At 66.4% G+C, this 20,264-nt stretch carries 18 protein-coding genes and 1 other RNA gene; 10 read left to right on the top strand and 9 right to left on the bottom strand.

The window, feature by feature from the left end; genetic code table 11:
- Positions 1–6 precede the first annotated feature (6 nt).
- Entirely contained in the window at positions 7–144 is a 138-nt protein-coding gene (gene cydX, locus BM125_RS08225) for a cytochrome bd-I oxidase subunit CydX (RefSeq protein WP_092406809.1), read from the top strand.
- Positions 145–207: 63 nt separating this feature from the next.
- On the opposite strand, the gene BM125_RS19760 is transcribed toward cydX (BM125_RS08225), so the two are convergent.
- Positions 208–1,326, bottom strand: coding sequence for a hypothetical protein (locus BM125_RS19760; protein ID WP_139224909.1), 1,119 nt, complete (start codon positions 1,324–1,326; stop codon positions 208–210).
- Positions 1,327–1,603: 277 nt separating this feature from the next.
- On the opposite strand from BM125_RS19760, the gene cydX (BM125_RS08215) reads away from it, so the two are divergent.
- Positions 1,604–1,735 carry a cytochrome bd-I oxidase subunit CydX gene (gene cydX, locus BM125_RS08215; RefSeq protein WP_092406805.1) on the top strand — a complete coding sequence of 44 codons (132 nt, stop codon included), beginning with the start codon at positions 1,604–1,606 and terminating at the stop codon, positions 1,733–1,735.
- Between the two features lie 37 nt (positions 1,736–1,772).
- Here the strand turns inward: cydX (BM125_RS08215) and BM125_RS08210 are convergent, their stop codons facing one another.
- Complete coding sequence (locus tag BM125_RS08210) at positions 1,773–2,903, bottom strand: hypothetical protein (protein WP_139224908.1); 1,131 nt, start codon at positions 2,901–2,903, stop codon at positions 1,773–1,775.
- Positions 2,904–3,401: 498 nt separating this feature from the next.
- Here BM125_RS08210 and BM125_RS08205 point away from each other — a divergent pair, with 498 nt between their 5' ends.
- Entirely contained in the window at positions 3,402–4,031 is a 630-nt protein-coding gene (locus BM125_RS08205; RefSeq protein WP_092406801.1) for a C40 family peptidase, read from the top strand.
- A 110-nt stretch (positions 4,032–4,141) separates the two neighbouring features.
- On the opposite strand, the gene pepP is transcribed toward BM125_RS08205, so the two are convergent.
- Both pepP and BM125_RS08195 read right to left on the bottom strand, forming a co-directional pair.
- On the bottom strand, positions 4,142–5,452 hold the full coding sequence (gene pepP / locus BM125_RS08200) for a Xaa-Pro aminopeptidase (protein ID WP_092406799.1): 1,311 nt from the start codon (positions 5,450–5,452) through the stop codon (positions 4,142–4,144).
- Positions 5,452–6,069, bottom strand: a complete 618-nt coding sequence (locus BM125_RS08195; RefSeq protein ID WP_245778845.1) for a UPF0149 family protein — start codon at positions 6,067–6,069, stop codon at positions 5,452–5,454. Before BM125_RS08195 ends, pepP begins: the two co-directional genes overlap by 1 nt.
- A 162-nt stretch (positions 6,070–6,231) precedes the next feature.
- On the opposite strand from BM125_RS08195, the gene BM125_RS20605 reads away from it, so the two are divergent.
- The 5 genes from BM125_RS20605 to BM125_RS08170 all read left to right on the top strand — a co-directional run bounded on the left by BM125_RS20605 (position 6,232) and on the right by BM125_RS08170 (position 12,301).
- On the top strand, positions 6,232–10,806 hold the full coding sequence (locus BM125_RS20605) for an EAL domain-containing protein (protein WP_175497970.1): 4,575 nt from the start codon (positions 6,232–6,234) through the stop codon (positions 10,804–10,806).
- Between the two features lie 171 nt (positions 10,807–10,977).
- Complete coding sequence (locus tag BM125_RS08185; RefSeq protein ID WP_425429607.1) at positions 10,978–11,187, top strand: TIGR02449 family protein; 210 nt, start codon at positions 10,978–10,980, stop codon at positions 11,185–11,187.
- The gene (locus tag BM125_RS08180; RefSeq protein WP_092406791.1) at positions 11,184–11,480 is read left to right on the top strand and encodes a cell division protein ZapA; all 297 of its coding nucleotides are present in this window, start codon (positions 11,184–11,186) and stop codon (positions 11,478–11,480) included. The genes BM125_RS08185 and BM125_RS08180 overlap by 4 nt, the downstream gene beginning before the upstream one ends.
- Positions 11,481–11,487: 7 nt before the next feature.
- A non-coding RNA gene (gene ssrS, locus BM125_RS08175) (6S RNA) lies at positions 11,488–11,674 on the top strand.
- Positions 11,675–11,701: 27 nt separating this feature from the next.
- Positions 11,702–12,301 (top strand): 5-formyltetrahydrofolate cyclo-ligase, encoded by a 600-nt coding sequence (locus tag BM125_RS08170; RefSeq protein ID WP_092406789.1) that lies wholly within the window; start codon positions 11,702–11,704, stop codon positions 12,299–12,301.
- A 263-nt stretch (positions 12,302–12,564) separates the two neighbouring features.
- On the opposite strand, the gene BM125_RS08165 is transcribed toward BM125_RS08170, so the two are convergent.
- Positions 12,565–12,774, bottom strand: coding sequence for a hypothetical protein (locus tag BM125_RS08165; protein WP_092406787.1), 210 nt, complete (start codon positions 12,772–12,774; stop codon positions 12,565–12,567).
- A gap of 62 nt (positions 12,775–12,836) precedes the next feature.
- Here BM125_RS08165 and BM125_RS08160 point away from each other — a divergent pair, with 62 nt between their 5' ends.
- Together BM125_RS08160 and rpiA are read left to right on the top strand one after the other, a co-directional pair.
- Complete coding sequence (locus tag BM125_RS08160) at positions 12,837–13,301, top strand: EVE domain-containing protein (RefSeq protein WP_092406785.1); 465 nt, start codon at positions 12,837–12,839, stop codon at positions 13,299–13,301.
- Between the two features lie 102 nt (positions 13,302–13,403).
- Entirely contained in the window at positions 13,404–14,042 is a 639-nt protein-coding gene (gene rpiA, locus BM125_RS08155) for a ribose-5-phosphate isomerase RpiA (protein WP_092406783.1), read from the top strand.
- A 36-nt stretch (positions 14,043–14,078) separates the two neighbouring features.
- On the opposite strand, the gene BM125_RS08150 is transcribed toward rpiA, so the two are convergent.
- The 4 genes from BM125_RS08150 to BM125_RS08135 form a co-directional block, all read right to left on the bottom strand.
- Positions 14,079–14,471 (bottom strand): YbbN family protein, encoded by a 393-nt coding sequence (locus BM125_RS08150; protein WP_139224907.1) that lies wholly within the window; start codon positions 14,469–14,471, stop codon positions 14,079–14,081.
- 74 nt (positions 14,472–14,545) lie between these two features.
- The gene (locus tag BM125_RS08145; RefSeq protein WP_092406779.1) at positions 14,546–14,830 is read right to left on the bottom strand and encodes a hypothetical protein; all 285 of its coding nucleotides are present in this window, start codon (positions 14,828–14,830) and stop codon (positions 14,546–14,548) included.
- Between the two features lie 114 nt (positions 14,831–14,944).
- Positions 14,945–19,570: a DEAD/DEAH box helicase gene (locus tag BM125_RS08140; RefSeq protein WP_092406777.1), complete on the bottom strand. Its 4,626-nt coding sequence runs from the start codon at positions 19,568–19,570 to the stop codon at positions 14,945–14,947.
- Between the two features lie 123 nt (positions 19,571–19,693).
- Entirely contained in the window at positions 19,694–20,134 is a 441-nt protein-coding gene (locus tag BM125_RS08135; RefSeq protein WP_092406775.1) for a cupredoxin domain-containing protein, read from the bottom strand.
- Between the last annotated feature and the right edge of the window lie 130 nt (positions 20,135–20,264).

Genomic DNA, 20,264 nt, shown 5'->3' with positions numbered 1-20,264 from the left:
TCCGCCATGTGGTACTTTAGCTGGATCCTCGGCGTCGGCCTGGCCTGCAGCTTCGCCATCCTCAATGCGATGTGGTTCGAGCTGCATGCCGACGCCGCAGCCGCAGCCCTGTCGAAAGCCGACGAAATTTCGGGTCGACACTGAGTACGCTCGACCGCGTCGGCCTGCAGAATCCTTGCCAGCAGGCGCTGCGGCATTTGACCCTCGCTAGGGCTCAGCCTGGCCCAGCGTTCCTCCCACGTTGACCTGGTACACGCCACAACTCGGATAGAGGCTGCCGACGACGATCTGGTAGTTGCCCGGTTGCATCGCCACGATTCCCTGGTCGACGCTCCCCTGGACACACGGACCCGAAGGTCCACTACCCGCAGGGCACGCGAAAACGACCATGCCGGGCACCGACGATGAGAGTTGCACCCATCGCTGGTTTGCGCTGGGCGCTGCCAGCGAATGGATGGCAGTTGGGCCCGCGAGTCGTGTGCTCCCCGATGCGATGACCGGTAGTTGCACGCTTCCGCCGCAAGTGCTTCCTGTCAGTGAAAAAGGAATGGTCGAAAGATCCCCGGCATTGATTGCTATCCCACCAACCGAGTCATTCTCGAATCCACTCCAGAACAACTCGGGGTCGCTGACCGAGATGTCGCTGAACGTAAAGGCTTGCGTCCCGATCGCCGCGAAAAGCGCTGGTGACACGTCACTCAGACCGATGCCGACGCGGTCGACACCTGCCCAGCGCTCATTGTCGAGATCGTCCAGCGCCAGAGTCGGGGGCCCGGAGGTGTCATTACCGAGCCACGCATGGATTTGACCGGCACTACCGGAGCCTATCTGCACTTCCACAGTGATTCGCAGCGGAAAATTTTCGAACGATGTCGATGCGATCGAGTAGCACACGCCATCGCTTGCTGCCGCTTGGTTGCAGGCACCGGAAAGCACGATTCGGGGGCTCCCGCCGGTGTTTCCCGTCAGCGAAACCTGGAACAGCGTTGCGGTATTCGGACCCGCCACCGGCACCCGTTCGGCGACTCCGGTTGCCAAGGTTGCGGATTGGGTACCAGCCAATGAAGTCAGGTGCGGGTCGACGACAAAGCTCAATTGCAGCGGCTCGTGCGGCGATCTTCGGCGAAAATGAACCGTTGCCGCGCTGGGGCTTGGCCCGCTCACGCTTGAATCAAGACTGCATGCCGATGGACCTTCGGTCCAGCTCACCGAACCGCTGTTCGTCCACGTCTCGACGAATGGCGGCGAAATGCAGGCCAGGGTCGTCAATGGAAAAGACCCGATAGCAACAATCAGGAAAGCTATCATCCGCCGCTGCATTCTCATCCTCCCTATTCCTAAAAAAGCTTCTGCTATCACAAAGGCTTTTCTGGCTTGTAATCCAGACACCCAGTATCACACCGAATACGGTTGGAGACGAGCTGCGCATTGCCATTATGCCGTAGCACGATGGTCGTTTGGCTTCATGCCGATCGCGGTGATCGTCTTCATGCCGCTGATCGTGGCCTACACGACCTGGGTCTACCACGTGCTGCGCGGGCGCATCAGCCGCAAGCACATCCGCGAGTCGCACTCTTTGTACTGAACACAGGAGCCATCCGCCATGTGGTATTTCAGCTGGATCCTCGGCGTCGGCCTGGCCTGCAGCTTCGCCATCCTCAATGCGATGTGGTTCGAGCTGCATGCCGACGCAGCGGCGAAGCGCAATGCGGACGAGGAAGCGCAGTCGCGTTGAGCCGGCGCTTCCAGTTCGTGAGCGCCAACCCGAAGCGTCAGTTCGGAGAACCGATGGGATTCAGGCTGTAATTCCCGCACGCCCCATCCGTGTCGCCGATCACGATCTGGTAGTCGCCGGCCGGAAGCTGAGGAAACTGAAGATTCTGTCCGATCGCATTGATCGCGCTCACGCAAGGCCCTGACGGACCGCTGCCGGCCGGGCAGGCGAATGCCACCATGGAAGTCGAGTTCGGGATCACTTGAACGGCGAAGGTCGCCGAGGGGCCCAGGGTCAGCGGGTGGACAACGGACAAGCCCGACAGCCGGGTCGTTCCCGAGGCAATCGTCGGAAACTGCGACTGTCCATTGCACGTGGTTCCGGAGATGTTGGTCGGGCTGTTGAGCGGAGAGCCGGTGACGACGATATTGCCGACCCGATCGCTTTCGAAATCGCTCCAGAACAGTCGCGGTTCGTTGACCGCGATTTCGCTGAACGTGAACGGCTGCGAGCCGATCGTCGTGGCGAGTGCAGTCGAAACATCGCTGAGACCGAGGCTGATCCGGTCGATACCGCCCCAGCGTGCATTGTCGAGATGATCCAGCGTCAGCGCGGGTGAGCCCGAGGTGTCGTCGCCGAGCCAGGCGCGCAACTGACCCTGATCCCCATCACCCGCGCCCACGTCGAGCTCCAGGGTGATGCGCAGGGGCAGGTCGGTCAGGGCGAATGGCAGTGTCCCGCTGCACAGGCCATTCTGGCCTTGTGGCGACGCGCAGGCCGCGTCCACGGTCAGTTGCGGATGCGTCCCCGACGCGTCTCCCGATAGCCTCAGCGCGTACAGGGAGACCTGCGGCGGACCGATATCCGGCACGGCGAGCGCCGCTCCCGAGCTCAGGGTTGCGCTCTGCGTGGGGTCGATCGAGGTCAGTGCAGGCGCAGGCGTTAGCACGAAGCTGATGCGGAAAGCCGCAGTTCGGTCGGCGCGGCGATAGTGGACCGTCGCCGCAGCAGGTTGGGCCGCCGCGACCGCGGCAGTAAGCACGCAGTCGTCACCATTCTGGACCCAGGCGACCGTTCCTGAGGGACTCCAGGTTTCGTTGAAGGGCGCGATGCTGCAGGCCATGCAGGACGAAGTCACGGCAAGCCCCGCGAGAAGAGCCAAGAACGCATGATGAGTCGTATTCAGCATGTTCCCTCTCCTGGTTTGATGTGCGCAATATCATCGCAAGCCGGCAATGCCGCCAGGGTCGGGCCCCGATTGGCGCAGCGCACGCATTTCACATGTCCCCTTCGGCAATAAGCGTAGCCGCTCACACGACGCGAGTGGTTAAGAAGAAGTGACATCCTAAGCCCGCGTGATCCATTCGAGCATGAATGGATATTGTTTCCCGGAGTGCGCGCCCGTCCACGCGCGGGTTGCCAGCGACCGTGCGGAGGAGTGGAGGAAGCTTTGCACGTGCAGCGCCACCTCCAAGGGGTAGGGGCCGCTGGGACCCTACGCGGAAACTGGCCACCCGCCAGCAGCACTGTCGCCCATGCCGGTGCGGGTGCCCACCATGGCGGCCAGCGCGGTGCGGTTAACGAGGCTTGAACACCGCCCGCAGCGCGGTCTGCTAAGGTCGCGGCGGCCCGCGGGGAGACCGCCCGGGCACGACCGATTCAGCATTCCGATCGAGAGCCTGAGCGCATGCGAACCTGCCGCCGGTTTCCCCTATCCGTTGTCGTCCTGTTTTGCCTGTTCGGCTCGGGCAGCGTGCTGGCCGGGCCGGTCGCACTGGCGCCGCCACCGGTCTGGCAGATCGACAGCGGAATGGCGGAATGGCTGGCTCCGCCGGTAGCCGACACCGCCTTGCCGAAGCCATCGCTTGCACCCGCGGCTGCGACCGGCGCCGCGTCCTTCTCGCCGGTGCAACTGCTGACCCGGCTCGCCGATGGCCTGCGCAATATCCGCTACAAGCGCGGCGGACGCTCACCGACGACCGGATTCGACTGCAGCGGCTTTGTCCGCTACGTGTTCCGCCAGGGCATCGGCGCCGAGCTTCCGAATACCTCGTCGGCGCAGTTCCTCACCGGCCACGCCGTTGCGCGCGATGCCATGCGCAGCGGCGACCTCGTCTTCTTCCGGACCCGCGGCAAGCGTGTGTCCCATGTCGGCATCTATCTGGGCGAGGGCCGCTTCATCCATGCCCCGAGCAGCGGCAAGACGGTCAGCGTCAGCAGCCTGTCCGAGCATTACTGGTCGCGCCGCTTCGCCGGAGCGCGACGACCCGACGTGCTGGTCGAGCATTCCGGCGACAGCCTCGTCGGCAGCAGCTGAGCGGTCAGCGCCGGATCTGCGCCGGCGAACAGTGAAGGCCATCGTCTTCAGGCGGCCAGCGCCGTCGGCCGCCGGCCATCATGGCCAGGCGTGATGTCCGCGTTGCGGAGTCAGCGGGATCCCATCAGCGCTTCGATGTCATCCGGATCCTTGGGCGCCGCCGCCGAGATCACCTCCGGATCGCCGTTGGTGACCACGACATCGTCCTCGATGCGGATGCCGATGCCGCGCCAGCGGGCCGGTACGCCCTTCAAGTCGCGGCCGATGTAAAGGCCCGGCTCGACCGTCACCACCATGCCAGCCTCGAGTTCGCGGAACTCGCCGTCGACACGGTAATCGCCGACGTCGTGCACGTCGAGGCCGAGCCAGTGGCCGGTCTTGTGCATGTAGAACTTGCGGTAGCTGTGCTCGGCGAGATTCTTCGCCAGGCTGCCCTTGAGCAGGCCGAGCTCGATCAGGCCCTCGGTCAGCGTGCCCACCGCCGCTTCGTGGTAGACATCGAACGGCTTGCCGACGCGGACCTTGTCGATCGCGGCATGCTGGGCAGCGAGGACGACTTCGTAAAGCGCGCGCTGCTCGGGTGAGAAGCGGCCATTGACCGGAAACGTGCGGGTGATGTCGGAGGCGTAGCAGGCGTATTCGGCGCCGGCGTCGATCAGCAGCAAGTCTCCGTCGGCGAGCACCGCATTGTTGGCCCGGTAATGCAGCACGCAGGCATTGGCGCCGCCGCCGACGATCGGTTCGTAGCTCGGCACCGCGCCGTGGCGGCGGAAGGTATGCAGCAGTTCGGCCTCGACCTCGTGTTCGTTCATGCCGGGCCGGGTCGCGCGCATCGCGCGCACGTGCGCCTCGGCACCGATCTGCGCCGATTTGCGCATCAGGCGCAGTTCGGCCCGCGACTTGTACAGGCGCAAGTCGTGCAGCAAATGCGAAAGGGCGACGAATTCGTGCGGCGGACGGGCGCCCTGGCGGATCTGCGAGCGTACGCTGTTGACCCAGCCGATCAGGACCAGGTCGAAGTCGCTGTCGCGGCCGAAATGGTAATAGACGCGCGAGCGCCCCTCGATCAATCCCGGCAGGATGTCGTCGATGTCCTCGATCGGAAACGCATCATCCATGCCGAAGTCGGCGACGGCGCCTTCCTGTCCGGCACGGTAGCCGTCCCACTGTTCGCGGGTGCGATCGCGCTCGCGGCAGAACAGGATGGTCTCGCCCTGGGCCCGGCCCGGGACCAGGGCAAGCACGGCTTCGGGCTCGCCGAAGCCGGTCAGGTAATGGAAGTCGCTGTCCTGGCGATACGGATAGTGCGCATCGTTGTTGCGCAGGTGTTCCGGAGCCGCAGGCACGATGACGATGGCGTCGCGTCCGGCCATGCGCATCAGCTGGCGTCGGCGACGGCTGAACTCCTTGCGGTCTATCATCAGTGCAGGCGTCGGCTGGGCGCGGTGCGGAGATCCCGGCGCAGCGGAGTCGGGTCGAGTTCGCTGTAGAGAAGCAGGACGCCGACGCGGACGAATTCGAGGACCTCGCTGAGTGCGGTCTCGTCTTCGTCGTCGTCGGAATAGTCGAAGTTCGAGGCGGCAATCGTGCTGAAGTCCTGGACGATCTCGCGCGCCTCAGCCGACAGCGCCTCGCGCTTGCCGCCGATGCCGGCCAGCCCGACGCCGCCGAGGAAACCGCGACACCATTCGACCAGGGCTTCGGCACGCCTGGCCAGGGCCACGTCTTCGCCCGGCAACAGCGGTTCAAAGCCGAGATCCACATCGTCGAGCTGTTCGCGACAATGGCGGAACAGCAGCGGGAATGCGGCATCCTGCGGGATCCCGGTCGGGCCGGTATCGAGTTCCAGGGCCTCCGGCCAGGACTCGGCCGTGGTCGAACCGCCCGCGCACAGATAGCCGGTCAGCGAGCCATGCAGATCGCTGGCACTGACCCCGACCTGCAGGCGGGCCAGGATGTCGGCAAGTTCCTGATGGCTGATACGCGCGTGAGGCATGGCGAACGGGAAGTACGAGCGATGGCTGATTCTAGCCTGCATCCGTTGTCCGTGTTCACCCCGGAGACCGTCGGCCCGGGCACTGGCGACGGGAAACCGGCCCTGGCGGGACTCGTGGCAAGCCCCGGGCCGATTGCCTACACTGGAGACTGGGCGTGAATGCGCTCGCAACAATCCGGGAGCCAGCGCCGACCGATGAACGGGATGCAGACAGCCTGCCGCTTCCGACATCTCGTCTGTCTGCTGGCGCGTGGCCTGGTGATCGGCCTGATGGTTTCAGGCTCGCTCGCGGCTTCCGCGCTCGAGCGCGAGTACTTCTTCGACCATCTCGACAACGAAAGGGGCCTGCTGCAGAACTCGATCCAGGCGCTGGCGCAGACACGCGACGGCACGATGTGGATCGGCACCCAGGCCGGCCTGCATCAGTTCGACGGCTATCGATTCAAGGTCTACGAACACGATCCGGACGATCCGCATAGCCTGCCCGACAGCGTGATCTCCGCACTCGCCGAAGATGACGAGGGTCGCCTCTGGGTCTCCACGAGCGCCAGTGGCGTCGCCCGTTTTGATCCGCGAACGTCCCGTTTCGATTCGTTCGCGCTGCCGGCGGAGGCGGCCGAGCGCAACGAGCGCGAGGCACTCAGCGCCTTGGCCTTCGATCGCCAGAGCGGCCTCTGGCTGGGCGGCCGCAGTGGTCTGGAGCGGATGGACCCGGAGACCGGGGAGCGCCAGCGCATCCAGCCGCAGAACGACTCCGGCGCCATCGGCGCCGTGCGCGGCATCGCGATCTCCGGCGACCATACGATCTGGGTGGTCGGCAACGGCGGACTGTGGCGGATCCCGGCCAGCGCAGATCGCGCCGAGCGCATCGACGCCGGAGTGCTCGGAGAGTTGTACAGCGTCCACGAGGCCACGGACCATTCCATTCTTGTCGGCAGCAAGCTGGGCCTCTTCCGGATCGACCCGGTCGCCGGAAAGGCCGTACAGATCTGGGCCAACGACGGCATCAACCCGATCATCGCGATCGCCGAGGATGGCGTGGGCAAGGTCTGGATGGCGGCGCGCGGCCGCGGCCTCGCCAACCTCGATCCGCAATCGGGGCGGCTACAGTGGATCCGCAGCGACCGCAACCTGCGCGGCAGCCTGCCGCCCTCCGAAGTCACGACACTGCTGGTCGACCAGTCCGGCCTGCTCTGGATCGGCAGCGAAGCGCTTGGCCTGAGCAAGGCCGACCCGCTCGGAGCGACCTTTCACTACATCGTCGACAACGAGCGTTCGCGCGACCCGGGCTCGACCAACAACATCCGCGCCATTCTCGAGGACAAGACCGGGAGGATCTGGCTTGGCACCGATGGCGACGGCCTGAAGAGCTATTCGCGCGAAGCCGGCGAATTCGAATACCACGATGCGGACCTGGCCCGCGCCTTCGAGGTCGCGCTGCCGGCGCGCATCCAGATCGAAGCGCTTGCCGAGGCCGTCGATGGAAAGATCTGGTTCGCCGGCAGCCTCGGCGTCGGTTCGCTCGAACCGCGAACGGGCAAGGTCGCGGCCCTGCCAGCCGGACTTGGCAGCGCCGTCGATGACCCGGAGCGCGGGCGGCGCAGCCTCATCATCGCGCGCGACGGCAGCATCTGGTTCTCGGGTCGCAGCACGGGTGTCGTGCGCTACGACCCGCGCGATGGATCGAGGCGAAACTGGCGGCACCGCGATGGTGATGCCACCAGCCTGACCCACGACCACGTGCTTGCCCTCCACGAGGATCGCGAGGGGCGCATCTGGGCTGGAACGGTCGATGGACTCAACATCATCGATCCGCAATCCGACCAGGTGCGCACGGTCAGATTCGTGCCCGGTGATCCGCACTCGCTGTCCGGAAACATCGTGCGCTCGATCCACGAAAGCGATGACGGGACGTTCTGGATCGGTACCCACAGCGGCCTCAACCGGCTCATCGACGCGGATGCCGTCTCGCCCCGGTTCGACCGCGTCCTCCAGCGCGACGGCCTGCCCGATGCGACCATCTACGGCATCCTCGAAGACGGCATGGGCCGCCTCTGGCTGAGCTCGAATCGCGGCATCGCCTCTTACGACCGCAACACCGGCGCGGTGCACCCGTTCTCGGTCAAGGACGGCCTGCAGGGCCAGGAGTTCAACGGTGGCGCCGTCGCCGTACTGCGCAGCGGCGAGTTTGCCTTCGGTGGAATCAACGGCCTCAATCTGGTCAAGCCGGGAGCCGTCGCGGCGAGCCGATTCGTCGCTCCGGTGGAGATCAACGAGGTTCGTATCGGCGATGCCGATCCGGTCAGGGTGCTTGCCGGACAGCCATTGCACATGAAGCAGGTCGACCGTCTCATCCATTTCAGTTTTGCCGCACTCGACTACACTGCGCCCGAACGCAACCGCTTCCGCTATCGCCTCGAAGGCTTCGACGAAGACTGGGTCGATGCAGGTACGCGCCACGAGGCCACCTACACCAACCTCGATGCCGGGCGTTACAAATTCCGCGTGCTGGCCAGCAACCACGACGGGCACTGGGGCGATACCGGAGCGTCCGTCGAGCTGCAGGTCGAGCCGGCCTGGTGGAACACGCGGGCGATGAGGATCGCCTATGCCGGCGCGGGACTTCTGATCGCGCTGGCATTCTGGTGGGCGATGCGGCGCCAGCGCCAGGCCCAGCGCCAGCACGCCCGCGAACTGGAGGAGCGCGAACAGCGCCTGCGCCTGGCCCTGTGGGGTTCCAGCGACGAATTCTGGGATCTCAACATGGACTCCGGCGTGCTGGTCCGACTCAGCGCGGCACGCACCCAGGCCAGCCAGCGCGAGGAAATCCATTCGGTCTACGACTGGGTGCGCGAACACGTGCATCCGGACGACCAGCGCGCCATTGCCCAGCGGCTCGACGATCACATCAGCAACAAGGTCGCCCTGTTCGAATCCGAGCAGCGGGTGCGCGTTCGCAAGGACAAATGGATCTGGGTGCTGGCGCGCGGCAAGATCGTAGAGCGCAACGAGCAGGGGCGGCCGCTGCGCATCTGCGGCACCGCGCGCAACATCACGGCTTCGCGCGAAGCCGAGCGCGAGCGCCGCATCGTCCAGGAAGTGATCAGCAGCATGCGCGAGGCGGTCACGGTCTGCGACCTCGAGTTCAAGTTCGTTTCGGTGAACCCGGCATTCACCCGGATCACCGGCTGGCAGGAACACGAGGTCGTCGGGCGTTCCGTGGCTTTGCTCAATTGCGCGCAACACTCCCCGGAGTACTACCAGAACCTGCGCGATTCGGTCATGCGCGAAGGCCTCTGGCGCGGCGAGCTGTGGCAGCGCCGCAAGGACGGCGAGGAATTCCTGTGCTGGCTGCAAAGCTCGGAGGTGCGCGACGCGCAAGGCCAGCGCACGCACTACATCGGCGTCCTCACCGACATCACCGAACGCAAGCGGACCGAGCAGGAACTGCGCTACCTGGCGAATTACGACACCCTGACCGGATTGCCCAACCGCACCCTGCTCTCGGAGCGGCTCGGTCACGCCGTGATTCGCGCGCGCCGTGGCGGGCGCAAGGTGGCCGTGCTGTTTCTCGATCTCGACCGCTTCAAGCACGTCAACGATTCGATGGGCCACGCCGCCGGCGACCGCATGCTCAAGGCGGCCGGCAGCCGTTTGCGCGACAACGTCCGCGACGGCGATACCGTGGCCCGCATCGGCGGCGACGAGTTCACGGTCGTGCTCGAGGAACTGGCCGATGCCGGCGAGGCCGAGCGCGTCGCCATGAAGCTGATCACCGCCTTCGAGAAGCCGCTCGAGCTGAACGATGGCCAGGACGTGGTCATCTCGCCGTCGATCGGCATCAGCCTCTATCCCGATCACGCGCAGACGCCGACCGACCTGCTCAAGTTCGCCGACACGGCCATGTACCAGGCCAAGGATCGCGGCCGCAAGACCTACATGGTCTACACCGAAACCATGGATGCCGCGGCGCGCATGCGCGCGACCCTGGTCGGTGCGCTGCGCAAGGCCATGGAGCGCGGCGAATTCAGCCTGGTCTACCAGCCCAAGCTGTCCCTGCTCGACGAACGCATCACCGGCGTCGAGGCCCTGCTGCGCTGGAACAGCCAGGACCTCGGCGAGATTTCCCCGGTCACCTTCATCCCGGTCGCCGAGGAGTCCGGGATGATCATCGAGATCGGCGACTGGGTCCTGGTCAGGGCCTGCGAGCAACTCTCGCAATGGCACCGCGACGGCCTGCGTGACATCTCGATGTCGGTCAATCTTTCCGTGCTGCAGCTGCAGCGCGGCGACCTGACCCAGCGCCTGTGCGACATCCTCGCCGAAAACGACATGGCGCCGAACCAGCTCGAACTCGAGCTGACCGAGAGCGTGATCATGGCCAACGCCGAACAGTCGATCAGCACGCTGCGCCAGCTCAAGGCGGTCGGCGTGACCCTGTCGATCGACGATTTCGGCACCGGCTACTCGTCGCTGAGCTACCTGCGCCGGCTGCCGATCGATGCGCTCAAGATCGACAAGGAATTCGTCGGCGACATCACCACCGATCCGGACGACGAGGCGATCACCGCGACCGTCATCAACATGGCCCATTCGCTCGGCCTCAACGTGGTCGCCGAGGGCGTGGAAACGGCCGAGCAGGCCGAATACCTGCGCGAGCAGGGCTGCGACGAGATCCAGGGCCACTGGCTGTCGACGCCGCTGCCGCCCGAGCAGTGCTTCGTGTTCCTGCGCGACCGCGCGCGGCGGCGCCAGGAGGTGCTCGATGACAACAAGTAGCCGGGCCGTACGTGCGAATTGCGGGGTCCGCGGGCGCGTCGCCGGGGCCGGGTCGGGGCTGCACAGAGGCGCTCGCCAGGGGGCTTGTCGGCGATCCGGGCAAGTGTCGACCGCGTCGAGGCAATGCCCGTCCACCGGTGTATAGTTCCTGCCATGCCCGAGAACGAGCCGATGCAGAATACCGTCGCCGAAATCGCCGCCCGCGTCGACCAGCTGGTCGAACTGTGCCGGCGCCTGAGCGAGGAAAACCGCAGCTTGCGCCAGAGCCAGGAACAGCTGGCCAGCGAACGGGCCGGATTGATCGCTCGCAACGAACAGGCGCGGGCCCGGGTCGAGGCGATGATCGGCCGTCTCAAATCGCTGGAGCAGAACCAGGCATGAGTGACCCGGTCGCGGTACGAATCCTTGATCGGGAATACCTGATCGCCTGCAAGCCCGAGGAGCGCAAGGGCCTGGTCGCCGCTGCCGCCTACCTGGACGGCAAGTTGCGCGAGCTGCGCGACAGCCACCGCGGCGGTGGCCTCGAACGCATTGCTATCCTGGCCGGGCTGAACATCGCCCATGAACTGCTCGATCAGCAGCAGCAGCAGGCGAGCAGCAGCGAAAACCTGGCACAGCATCTGCAAGCGATCAAGACAAAGCTTGAAGCGGGTTTGCCGACATCACTACAATAGACCCCGGTGTCCTCGGCAGTGTCCGACAGCTCATTCAACATTTTGCCTTGTTCCTGTAGCGACCCCGGGTCGGTTACGTACAGGTCGGTGTGCAAGTCCGCCCCGAGCGGAAAGCCTGATGACCGTGCCAGACCTTCCCACCTGAACCGATCGGTTCAAGGTCGTTAGATGCGCATCGGCATGGCGGAGGACGCCACCCCTTTCCTTTTCGTGTTGGCAGCATGACGGTCGACGATGCGCGCCAATCCCTGCGTGCCGAACTGCGCGCGCGGCGCAAGGCCCTGCATGCCAGCGAGCGTATCGCCGCAGCCAATGGCGTCGCCGAATCGCTGGAACAGCTGGCCGATTTTCTCGTCGATCATCGGATCGCCGGCTACTGGGCGATCGATGGCGAGCTGCCGCTGCACATCGTGGTGTCGAACCTCGCGCGTCGCGACCAGCAATATTGCCTGCCGCGCATTACCGGCCCCCGCCAGCTCTCCTTCGTGCCCTGGAAATCCGGCGCCGACCTCGAATCGAACCGCTACGGCATTCCCGAACCGGTGTGCACGAAGGAAGACCTGCTCGAGCCCGCGGATCTCGATATCGTCCTGCTGCCCTTGCTCGGATTCGACCGCCGCGGCGGGCGCATCGGCTACGGCGGAGGCTATTACGATGCGAGTTTCGCCTTCCTGCGCGAGCGCAGCGAGGCGACCCGCCCGCTGCTGGTCGGCATCGCCTATTCGGCCCAGGAACTCGACCTCATCGAGCTGGCTCCATGGGACGTCCGACTCGATTATGTCGCGACCGAACGCGGGCTGATCGACTGCTGGGAATCCTAGGGAGCCTCTGAACACCACCCGCGTTCCATTGAATCAATCGATTGGGCGACGCCTGCCTGCGCGCAGCTCGTTGTTGCGCCGCCTTGAAAGACGGCCAGTCTGTCTGCGTCGGCGCGCCGCGATCTGCACGCAGGCAGGTGTCGTGACGGTTGTGCCACGTGTCCAGAGGCTCCCGGGGGCATCGGAACACGACGGGACAGATAACTGAACGGCGAAGGCCGCATGCGGGCCGGTCTGGCAGGCGTTCAACCGGCTGCGTATTGTCAGGTTCGGGCGTGCGGCAGCGGACACCTTTCCGTCCGAACGAGGTTGGTGCGCGGCCCTTTGAATTCACCCCGAAAGCCGGCAAGAATGGCGAAGCCATCCGGGTTGATGGTCGAGCGATTCGGGCCGCAGCCGGTGGCCGTGACGAACTTCTGGAGGGATGCCATGACCAGGCGCCATGGATTGATCGAGAGCGAACCAGCCTTCATGGGGAAGCCATGACCAAGCGCTACGGGTTGACCAAGAGCGAACCAACCGCCTCGGGGAAGCCATGACCAAGCGATACTGGTTGATCAAGAGCGAACCAGAAGAGTTTTCGATCGACGCCCTGGCCAAGGTCAAGGTCGAGCCCTGGACCGGTATCCGCAACTACCAGGCACGCAACTTCATGCGTGACGGCATGCAGATCGGCGACGGCATCCTGTTCTACCACTCCAACTGCCCGGAGCCGGGCGTGGTCGGCATCGCCGAAGTGGCGAGCACGACGTTTCCCGATCCGACCCAGTTCGACAAGCGCAGCGACTACTATGACCCTGCCAGCAAGCGCGAAGAACCCCGCTGGCTAGCCATCGACGTGCGCTATGTGCGCAAACTGGTGCGCACGATCAGCCTCGCCGAGCTGAAGGACCACGACGAACTCTCGGAATTCACCTTGGTCCGGCGCGGCAACCGGCTCTCGGTGATGCCGGTGACGCGTGCGCACTGGGACTTCATCATCGATCTCGAAATGCAGTGAGTGGATAGACGCGGGCAAGGCGAGCCGCTCGCCGGCAGCCGTCGGCGTCCCCCGATACGTTGCAACGACATTTCCATTTTCCATTCCTCTGGAGCCAGCCCCATGTCCCAGGAAGAAGGCAAGCGCCGCGCCGGCCGTGCCGCCATGCGATTCGTCGAACCCGGCATGATCGTCGGCGTCGGCACCGGTTCGACCGTGGCCCACTTCATCGATGCCCTGGGCGAGCGCCGCGGCGACATCGAAGCCGCGGTTTCGAGCTCGGAACAGTCGAGCCGTCTGCTCAGGGAGCGCGGCATACCGCTGGTCGATCTCAATTCGGTCGGCGAGCTCGCCCTGTATGTCGACGGCGCCGACGAGTGCGATCCGAATCGCTGCCTGATCAAGGGCGGTGGCGCCGCGCTGACCCGCGAGAAGATCATTGCCGCGGTCTCGCGCCAGTTCGTCTGCATCATCGACCCGAGCAAGCGTGTCGAGGTGCTCGGCAGGTTCCCGCTTCCGGTCGAAGTGATTCCGATGGCGCGCAGCCACGTCGCCCGCCAGCTCGTGCTGCTCGGCGGCCAGCCGGTCTGGCGCGACGGCGTCGTCACCGACAACGGCAACTGGATCCTCGACGTGCACAACCTGCGCATCACCGACCCCGTGGCCCTCGAACGCGAGATCAACCAGATCGTCGGCGTGGTGACGGTCGGCCTGTTCGCGCAGCGCCGTGCCGACGTCGTGCTGACCGGCGAAGACGGCTGATCGCGCTCGTCCGCGAATCCGCGCCGGACCGCGGACTCAGCGCGCGGCGGCCGCGGCGATCAGGCGCGCGCGCTGGTGCTCGATCGCGCCGACGAACGCATCGGCGCCCGGCCATTCGGTGATCCTTCCCAGCCGGCGTGCGTGATGGAAAACGAAGAAGGTCGGAACGCCATGCAAGCCGAATCGCGTGGCCATGTCAGGATCGGAGTAGACGTTGGCATGCAGCCAGCGCACATCGACCCAGTGGAAGCGCGGACCCGCGGCGAGCATGGCGGCCTTGGCGATCTCGCAGTTCACGCAGTCGCGACCCCAGAGGAACAGGATGTCGAGCAGGGCCGGGGTCGTCGCGAGGTCCGCGTCGAGCTGGGCAGCGCGCGTGCGCCGCATCGGGAAGGCGAGCAGGAACTCGTTGAACGTGGCCTCGTTCATCGCTGCGGCGACCGGTTCGCGGACGGCCTGGAGGCATCCGCGCGGCCGGGCCCGGTACGGCCCGGCCGGATCGGTCAATCCAGGGCCACCGCATCGATGCGATCGAGGCGGATCAGCACGGTCGCATTCTGCTGGTTGGCGACGATGACGGCATCGGACAGGATGCGCTTGACGACGCCCGCCACCTCCTGGCCATTGATGTGGAACACGATGCCGCGCTTCGACTCCAGTCCACGGGCGAGGATGGATTTGAGCTCACCCTGGAAGCTTGCGTCGGCGCCGGAATCGGCGCGCACCGACGAGGGGGTCAAGGCGCCGGCGAGGATGAACAGGGCGAATGCAAGGGCGATGCGAATCATGGCGGTACTCCCTGGGTGATGGGGCAGCGCGGGCAGAATCGTCGGTACTGTATGCGGTTCCGCATGCCGGATTCTCGCACAGCTGATGCTTGCCAATCCGACTTCGCTGGCGGATCAGCCCGGGTCGACCTGAAGTAGCTGGTTTTCGTCCTGCCGTGCCGAGGTCAACCGCTGTCGCCAGCTGGCCGGCAACGGGTCTGCCGCACCGTCGAGGCGCACACAATCGCCGCCGACAAGGGCCGCGACCGGCACGCCGTCGACGTAGAGGACCCGTGAGCGCGCCACCGCCGCAACGCGGGCCCCGCCACCGAGGATGCCGACCAGATTGAGCGGGTCGGCGGCCGCCACCACCACACCCTGGCCGTCGCGATCGCGTGCACGCGCCTTGCGCAGCAGCGGAATCGCCTCGGCCAGCGCGAACTGCTCGCCGCTCAGGCCGGCGATGAAGCGGCCGCCGCGGATCTCGCCGCGCGCCTCGAGCCGGCGAAAAACCCGCAACAGTTCGCGCCAGGGCGGCAGCCACGCCGCTTCGCGCGCAAGCAGTCGCCAGCAGACCACGCCATAGCGGCGCAGAAGGGTACGCGCGACATGCTCGACGGTTTCGGCATCGGCGCCGATCGCGCCAGCCGGACTGGCGGCGGTCCCCGAGCGCGCGGGTTCGCCGCTGTCCTCGATCGCCACCGCCGCGGCAGGACTCAGCGCCCAGCGTCCGGCGTCCTCGATACCGAGCAGGCTGGCGCGTCGGAAGGAGCGGCCACGGCGCGAGTTGCGCCTGGCCGCGGGCACGAGCAGTGCACGCAGCCCGGCAAAGCTGTCGGCATTGACCAGACCCCGGGCGACCAGTTCACCGAGTGCCTCCTCGAGCTCGACCTTGAGCAGATGGGCCCCGTGGGCGATCTCGTCGAAGAACGACGCGCCATTGCGGCGCAGGTAGTCGAGCACGGCGCCGGCACGCGAGGACGTGCGCGCGGGCTCGCGCACCGTCGCCGCGGCCAGTCGGCTCCACAGGGCCAGCGCGCGGCGCGGCAGGAGAACGACCGGCGTGCTGCGCAGCGGACTCGCGACGCGCTCGCGGCTCGCGGTATGGGCCGATGCGAAACGCGCCCAGACGATGCGACCGCTGCGGCACTGTTCGTCGAGCCAGTGGATCGCGTAGTCGGCCAGGCGCGCCGGCAGCACCTCCGCTTCCCAGGCCGCGGCCGCGCATTCGAAGCCCTCGAGCTGGGCCAGCACGCCAGGCAGCGCATCCGCACCGCGCGCCTGCATTCCCGGCGTCAATCGGTGCCAGTCGAACAGGAAGCGCATGAAGTCGCGCGCCTCGACCGGCTCGATCTCGCGCCGCAGACGCTTGAGCGTGTAGCGATGGATGCGCGAAAGCAGGTGGCGCTCGCACCACTCTTCGTCCGCGCTGCCCGGACTGAAGCGACCGCGCATCGCCGTGCCCTCGGCCTCGAGCGCGAGCACGGCCTGTTCGACCTGCGCCGGGCTGACATGCAGCGATCCTGCGAGGGTGCCGACCGTGACGGGTCCAAGCGCGCTGAGCCGCGCGCGCAGTACTTCGACCAGGGCATCGTCCTGCGTCCACGGGATCGCCGCATACTCCGCCGGCGCCGCGATCGCGGGCTGCAACGACGCGCCGGGATGGATGGCCATGAACTGGCCGAGGCGTTCGGCGGCGACCCAAATTGCGCCGTCGCCCCCGCCGTCGCCCGGTGGCGTAGGAAGCGGCTTCAGCCGCGATGCTTCGATTCCATCAGACGCAGAAGCATCGCGGCTGAAGCCGCTTCCTACAGAAAGCCGGGTGGCTCGTTTCGCATGCCCAAGCTGGTTCAGCCAGTCGGCCCAATGCGGATGGCTGGCGGCCTCTTCGGCACTGACCCAGCCGATGCCCATCAGGGTCTCGTGCATCTCGTCGGCATCGCGGGGGTCGGGCCAGGCTTCCTCGCGCACGGCCTCGATCGCGGCCGCATCGAGCGCGCCGAGATCGTCGGCCGATTCGGGATCGCTCCAGCGCCGCATCTGCACGGCCTGGGTCCGACGCTCCTCGAGCGGCGCGTCATCGAGGAAGGCGTAGGGCCGCGCGCCGAGAATCTCGGCAGCCAGCGGCGAGGGCTCGGGCAGATCCCGCGCGAGGATGCCGATCGAGCCGTCCTCGAGACCACGCAACACCGCCAGCCAGCCTTCGGCATCCATGGCTTCGTGCAGGCAATCATCGAGGGTTTGCGCGACCAGCGGGTGGTCTGGAATCTGGCGCTCACCGACGATGTTTTCGAGACAGGCGACCTGATCTGGAAACACGCTGGCAAGCAGGTCCTCGGACTTCATGCGCTGCAGCTGCGGAGCGACGCGACGCCCGCCGGCATAACGCGGCAGGGCCAGGGCCGTGGTCGCCGCCCAGCGCCAGCGCACGCCGAACAGCGGCGCATCGAGCAGGGCCTGCACGAGCACGTCGCCGGCACTGGCCGAATGCAGGTAGCGCGAGACCTCGATCAGCGGAAAGCTGTGGCTGGTCGACAGCGACAGCACGATTGCGTCCTCGGTGGCCGCGGCCTGCAGCTCGAAGTTGAAGGTGCGGCAGAAGCGCTTGCGCAGGGCCAGTCCCCAGGCCTTGTTGATGCGACTGCCGAACGGCGAGTGCACGATCAGCTGGGTCCCGCCCGATTCGTCGAAGAAGCGCTCGAGGACGATTTGCCGCCGGGTCGGCAACACGCCGAGGGCATTGCGCGCACGGGCCAGATAGTCGACCAGTTGCTGCGCAGCGACCGCATCGATGCCGACCGTGTCGACCAGCCAGGCGCAGGCCGACGCGATACTGTCTCTGTCCATCGTCGGAAGCGGCTTCAGCCGCGATGCCTTTGCGTCATCTGTCGAGGGATCAGAAGCATCGCGGCTGAAGCCGCCTCCTACGACAGCACGATCCGCATTCGCACTGACCATCGCTTGCGTGGCGCCAGTCAGTCGCGCCTCGACCGCTTGGCGAAGGCGCGAGACGCCGAGCGAGAGCTCGTCGCTGCGCCCCGGTGCCTCGGCGATCCAGAACGGAATACTCGGCGGCAGTCCTTGCGCATCCTCGACGCGCAATTGGCCGCGCTCGACGCGCAGAACCCGGTAGCTCGTGTTGCCGAGCTGGAAGATGTCGCCGGCCATGCTCTCGATGGCGAAATCCTCGTGCACGCTGCCGACCGTCAGCGCGGCCGGCTCGACCACGACGGCGTAGTCGGCGGTATCGGGAATCGTGCCGGCCGAGGTCAGTGCGGTCAGGCGCGCATTGCGCCGGCCGCGCAGCTTGCCGTGCACGGCGTCGCGGTGCACATAGCCAGCGCGCGCGCCGTGCCGCGTCGTGTAACCCTCGGCGAGCATGCGCACGACCGCGTCGAAATCAGCGCGCGCCAGCTCGCGATAGGGCCAGGCCCGACGCAGCCAGTCGTATAGCGCGCTCTCGTCCCACTCGCCGCAGGCAACCTCGGCGACGATCTGCTGGGCGAGCACGTCGAGCGGCGCGGTCGGAATCTTCAGGGCATCGAGTTCGCCACGACGGATGCAGTCGAGCAGGGCCACGCACTCGACCAGATCGTCGCGCGATTGCGGAAACAGGCGCCCCTTCGGGGTCGCCCCGACCGCATGTCCGGAGCGGCCGACGCGCTGCAACAGGGCCGCGATCGAGCGCGGCGAGCCGAGCTGGCAGACCAGGTCGACATCGCCGATGTCGATGCCGAGCTCGAGTGATGCCGTGGCCACGAGGACTTTCAGATCGGCGCGCTTGAGGCGCTGCTCGGCCTCGAGGCGCAACTCGCGGGCCAGGCTGCCGTGGTGGGCGGCGACATGTTCCTTGCCGAGGCGCTCGCCGAGATGGCGGGCGGCGCGTTCGGCCATGCGCCGCGTGTTGACGAAGACCAGGGTCGTGCGATGCGCGTCGACCAGGGTGGCGAGGCGGTCATAGACGGTCTGCCAGGCCTCGTTCGACATCACTGCCTCGAGCGGCACCGGCGGCATCTCGATGGCGAGGTCGCGCGGGCGCACGTGGCCGCTGTCGACGATCGCGCAGTCGGGTACGCCGTGCGCATCGACATGGCTGGCGCCGACCAGGAATCGCGCAACCTCCTCGATCGGTTTCTGCGTGGCCGACAGGCCGATGCGGATCAGCCGGCGCTGGCACAGCGCCTCGAGGCGTTCGAGACTCAGGGCCAGATGGCTGCCACGCTTGTCGTCGGCAATGGCGTGGATCTCGTCGACGATGACCGAGCGGGTGCCGGCCAGCATCAGGCGCCCGGATTCCGAACCGAGCAGCAGGTACAGCGACTCGGGCGTGGTGACGAGGATCTGCGGTGGCCGCTTCAGCATGCGCTGGCGCTCGGCCGCGGGTGTGTCGCCGGTACGCACGCCGGTGCGTATTTCGAGGTCGCCGAGTCCACGCCGCGCCAGCTCGTCGCGAATTCCGGCCAGCGGTGCCTCGAGATTGATCGCGATGTCGTTGGACAAGGCCTTCAGCGGCGACACGTAGACGACCGTGGTCTGCTCGGGCAGGCCCGAGCTGACACCTTCGCGCACGAGGCCGTCGATTGCAGCGAGAAACGCGGCCAGGGTCTTGCCGGAGCCGGTCGGCGCCGCGACCAGGGTGTGCCGGCCGGCGCGAATCGCCGGCCAGGCGTCACACTGGGCCGGCGTCGGGGCGGCGAAGGTCTGGGCGAACCACGCCGCTACGGCCGGATGGAAGGCATCGAGGGCGGACGAAGCGGACATCGAGGCGATATGCGTCGGCTTGACGGGAAAAGCAAGCCTACACCCGAACGCGTCTCAGGCCCTGCGTCGAGACGGTTCAGGTTGGATGTGGTCCGACCGCGGCCTGGCCAGCCCGGTTGTCGCTCAGTCGAATCCGGCGGCAAAGATCGCGTCGCTCAGGATCGTGATCGGACCGTTCATCGGGGCATGGTTGCCGCAGTTGTAGTGCAGGCTGTCGGGCGCATTGAGCGGCACCACGAAGGTCAGCGTCTGGGTGCCGGTGGCGCCATTGTTGGTGACTCCGTCGTTGTACAGGTTGGCCGAGCCGGTGGTGTTGGTCGTGTTGATGTTGAACGGGTGGGCGCCGCTGACGTTCTGCATGACGAAGGCATAGGTCTTGCCGCGCAGCAGGGTCAGTGGCGGATTGGCGACGCCATCGATGCTCCAGCTGCTCATGCCGTTGTTGACGACATCCATCGAAATCGGCGGATCGCCGGCCCAGGCGGATGAGCTGGCGGCGAGCAGGCCGATGGCGAACAGTGCCGTGCGGACATGGGCGCGCGGGCTAAAGGGACGCAAGGCCATGGTTGGATCTCCCTGTGGAAAACGTGGGTGGAGGAACGCGACGGATCGCGGAAGTGCAACCGCGCATGCAGTGAGTACCGGCACAGGGCTCTTCGGTTGCGCAATCCGGCGACCAGCCATCGATGCCGGG

It is taken from the genome of Dokdonella immobilis (assembly GCF_900115085.1).
GTDB classification, from domain to species: Bacteria; Pseudomonadota; Gammaproteobacteria; order Xanthomonadales; family Rhodanobacteraceae; genus Dokdonella; species Dokdonella immobilis.
The sequence above is the reverse complement of the archived record's forward strand: the minus strand, read 5'-3'. Positions and strand labels throughout refer to the sequence as shown.

Coding starts and splice junctions, on each gene's coding strand:
- BM125_RS08150 (WP_139224907.1), bottom strand. CDS start 14,471: ATGAACGAGGCCACGTTCAACGAGTTCCTGCTCGCCTTCCCGATGCGG.
- cydX (WP_092406805.1), top strand. CDS start 1,604: ATGTGGTATTTCAGCTGGATCCTCGGCGTCGGCCTGGCCTGCAGCTTC.
- BM125_RS08145 (WP_092406779.1), bottom strand. CDS start 14,830: ATGATTCGCATCGCCCTTGCATTCGCCCTGTTCATCCTCGCCGGCGCC.
- BM125_RS08165 (WP_092406787.1), bottom strand. CDS start 12,774: ATGAAGGCTGGTTCGCTCTCGATCAATCCATGGCGCCTGGTCATGGCA.
- BM125_RS08210 (WP_139224908.1), bottom strand. CDS start 2,903: ATGCTGAATACGACTCATCATGCGTTCTTGGCTCTTCTCGCGGGGCTT.
- rpiA (WP_092406783.1), top strand. CDS start 13,404: ATGTCCCAGGAAGAAGGCAAGCGCCGCGCCGGCCGTGCCGCCATGCGA.
- BM125_RS08140 (WP_092406777.1), bottom strand. CDS start 19,570: ATGTCCGCTTCGTCCGCCCTCGATGCCTTCCATCCGGCCGTAGCGGCG.
- cydX (WP_092406809.1), top strand. CDS start 7: ATGTGGTACTTTAGCTGGATCCTCGGCGTCGGCCTGGCCTGCAGCTTC.
- BM125_RS08160 (WP_092406785.1), top strand. CDS start 12,837: ATGACCAAGCGATACTGGTTGATCAAGAGCGAACCAGAAGAGTTTTCG.
- BM125_RS20605 (WP_175497970.1), top strand. CDS start 6,232: ATGCAGACAGCCTGCCGCTTCCGACATCTCGTCTGTCTGCTGGCGCGT.
- BM125_RS08180 (WP_092406791.1), top strand. CDS start 11,184: ATGAGTGACCCGGTCGCGGTACGAATCCTTGATCGGGAATACCTGATC.
- BM125_RS08195 (WP_245778845.1), bottom strand. CDS start 6,069: ATGCAGGCTAGAATCAGCCATCGCTCGTACTTCCCGTTCGCCATGCCT.
- BM125_RS08185 (WP_425429607.1), top strand. CDS start 10,978: ATGCAGAATACCGTCGCCGAAATCGCCGCCCGCGTCGACCAGCTGGTC.
- BM125_RS08205 (WP_092406801.1), top strand. CDS start 3,402: ATGCGAACCTGCCGCCGGTTTCCCCTATCCGTTGTCGTCCTGTTTTGC.
- BM125_RS19760 (WP_139224909.1), bottom strand. CDS start 1,326: ATGAGAATGCAGCGGCGGATGATAGCTTTCCTGATTGTTGCTATCGGG.
- BM125_RS08135 (WP_092406775.1), bottom strand. CDS start 20,134: ATGGCCTTGCGTCCCTTTAGCCCGCGCGCCCATGTCCGCACGGCACTG.
- pepP (WP_092406799.1), bottom strand. CDS start 5,452: ATGATAGACCGCAAGGAGTTCAGCCGTCGCCGACGCCAGCTGATGCGC.
- BM125_RS08170 (WP_092406789.1), top strand. CDS start 11,702: ATGACGGTCGACGATGCGCGCCAATCCCTGCGTGCCGAACTGCGCGCG.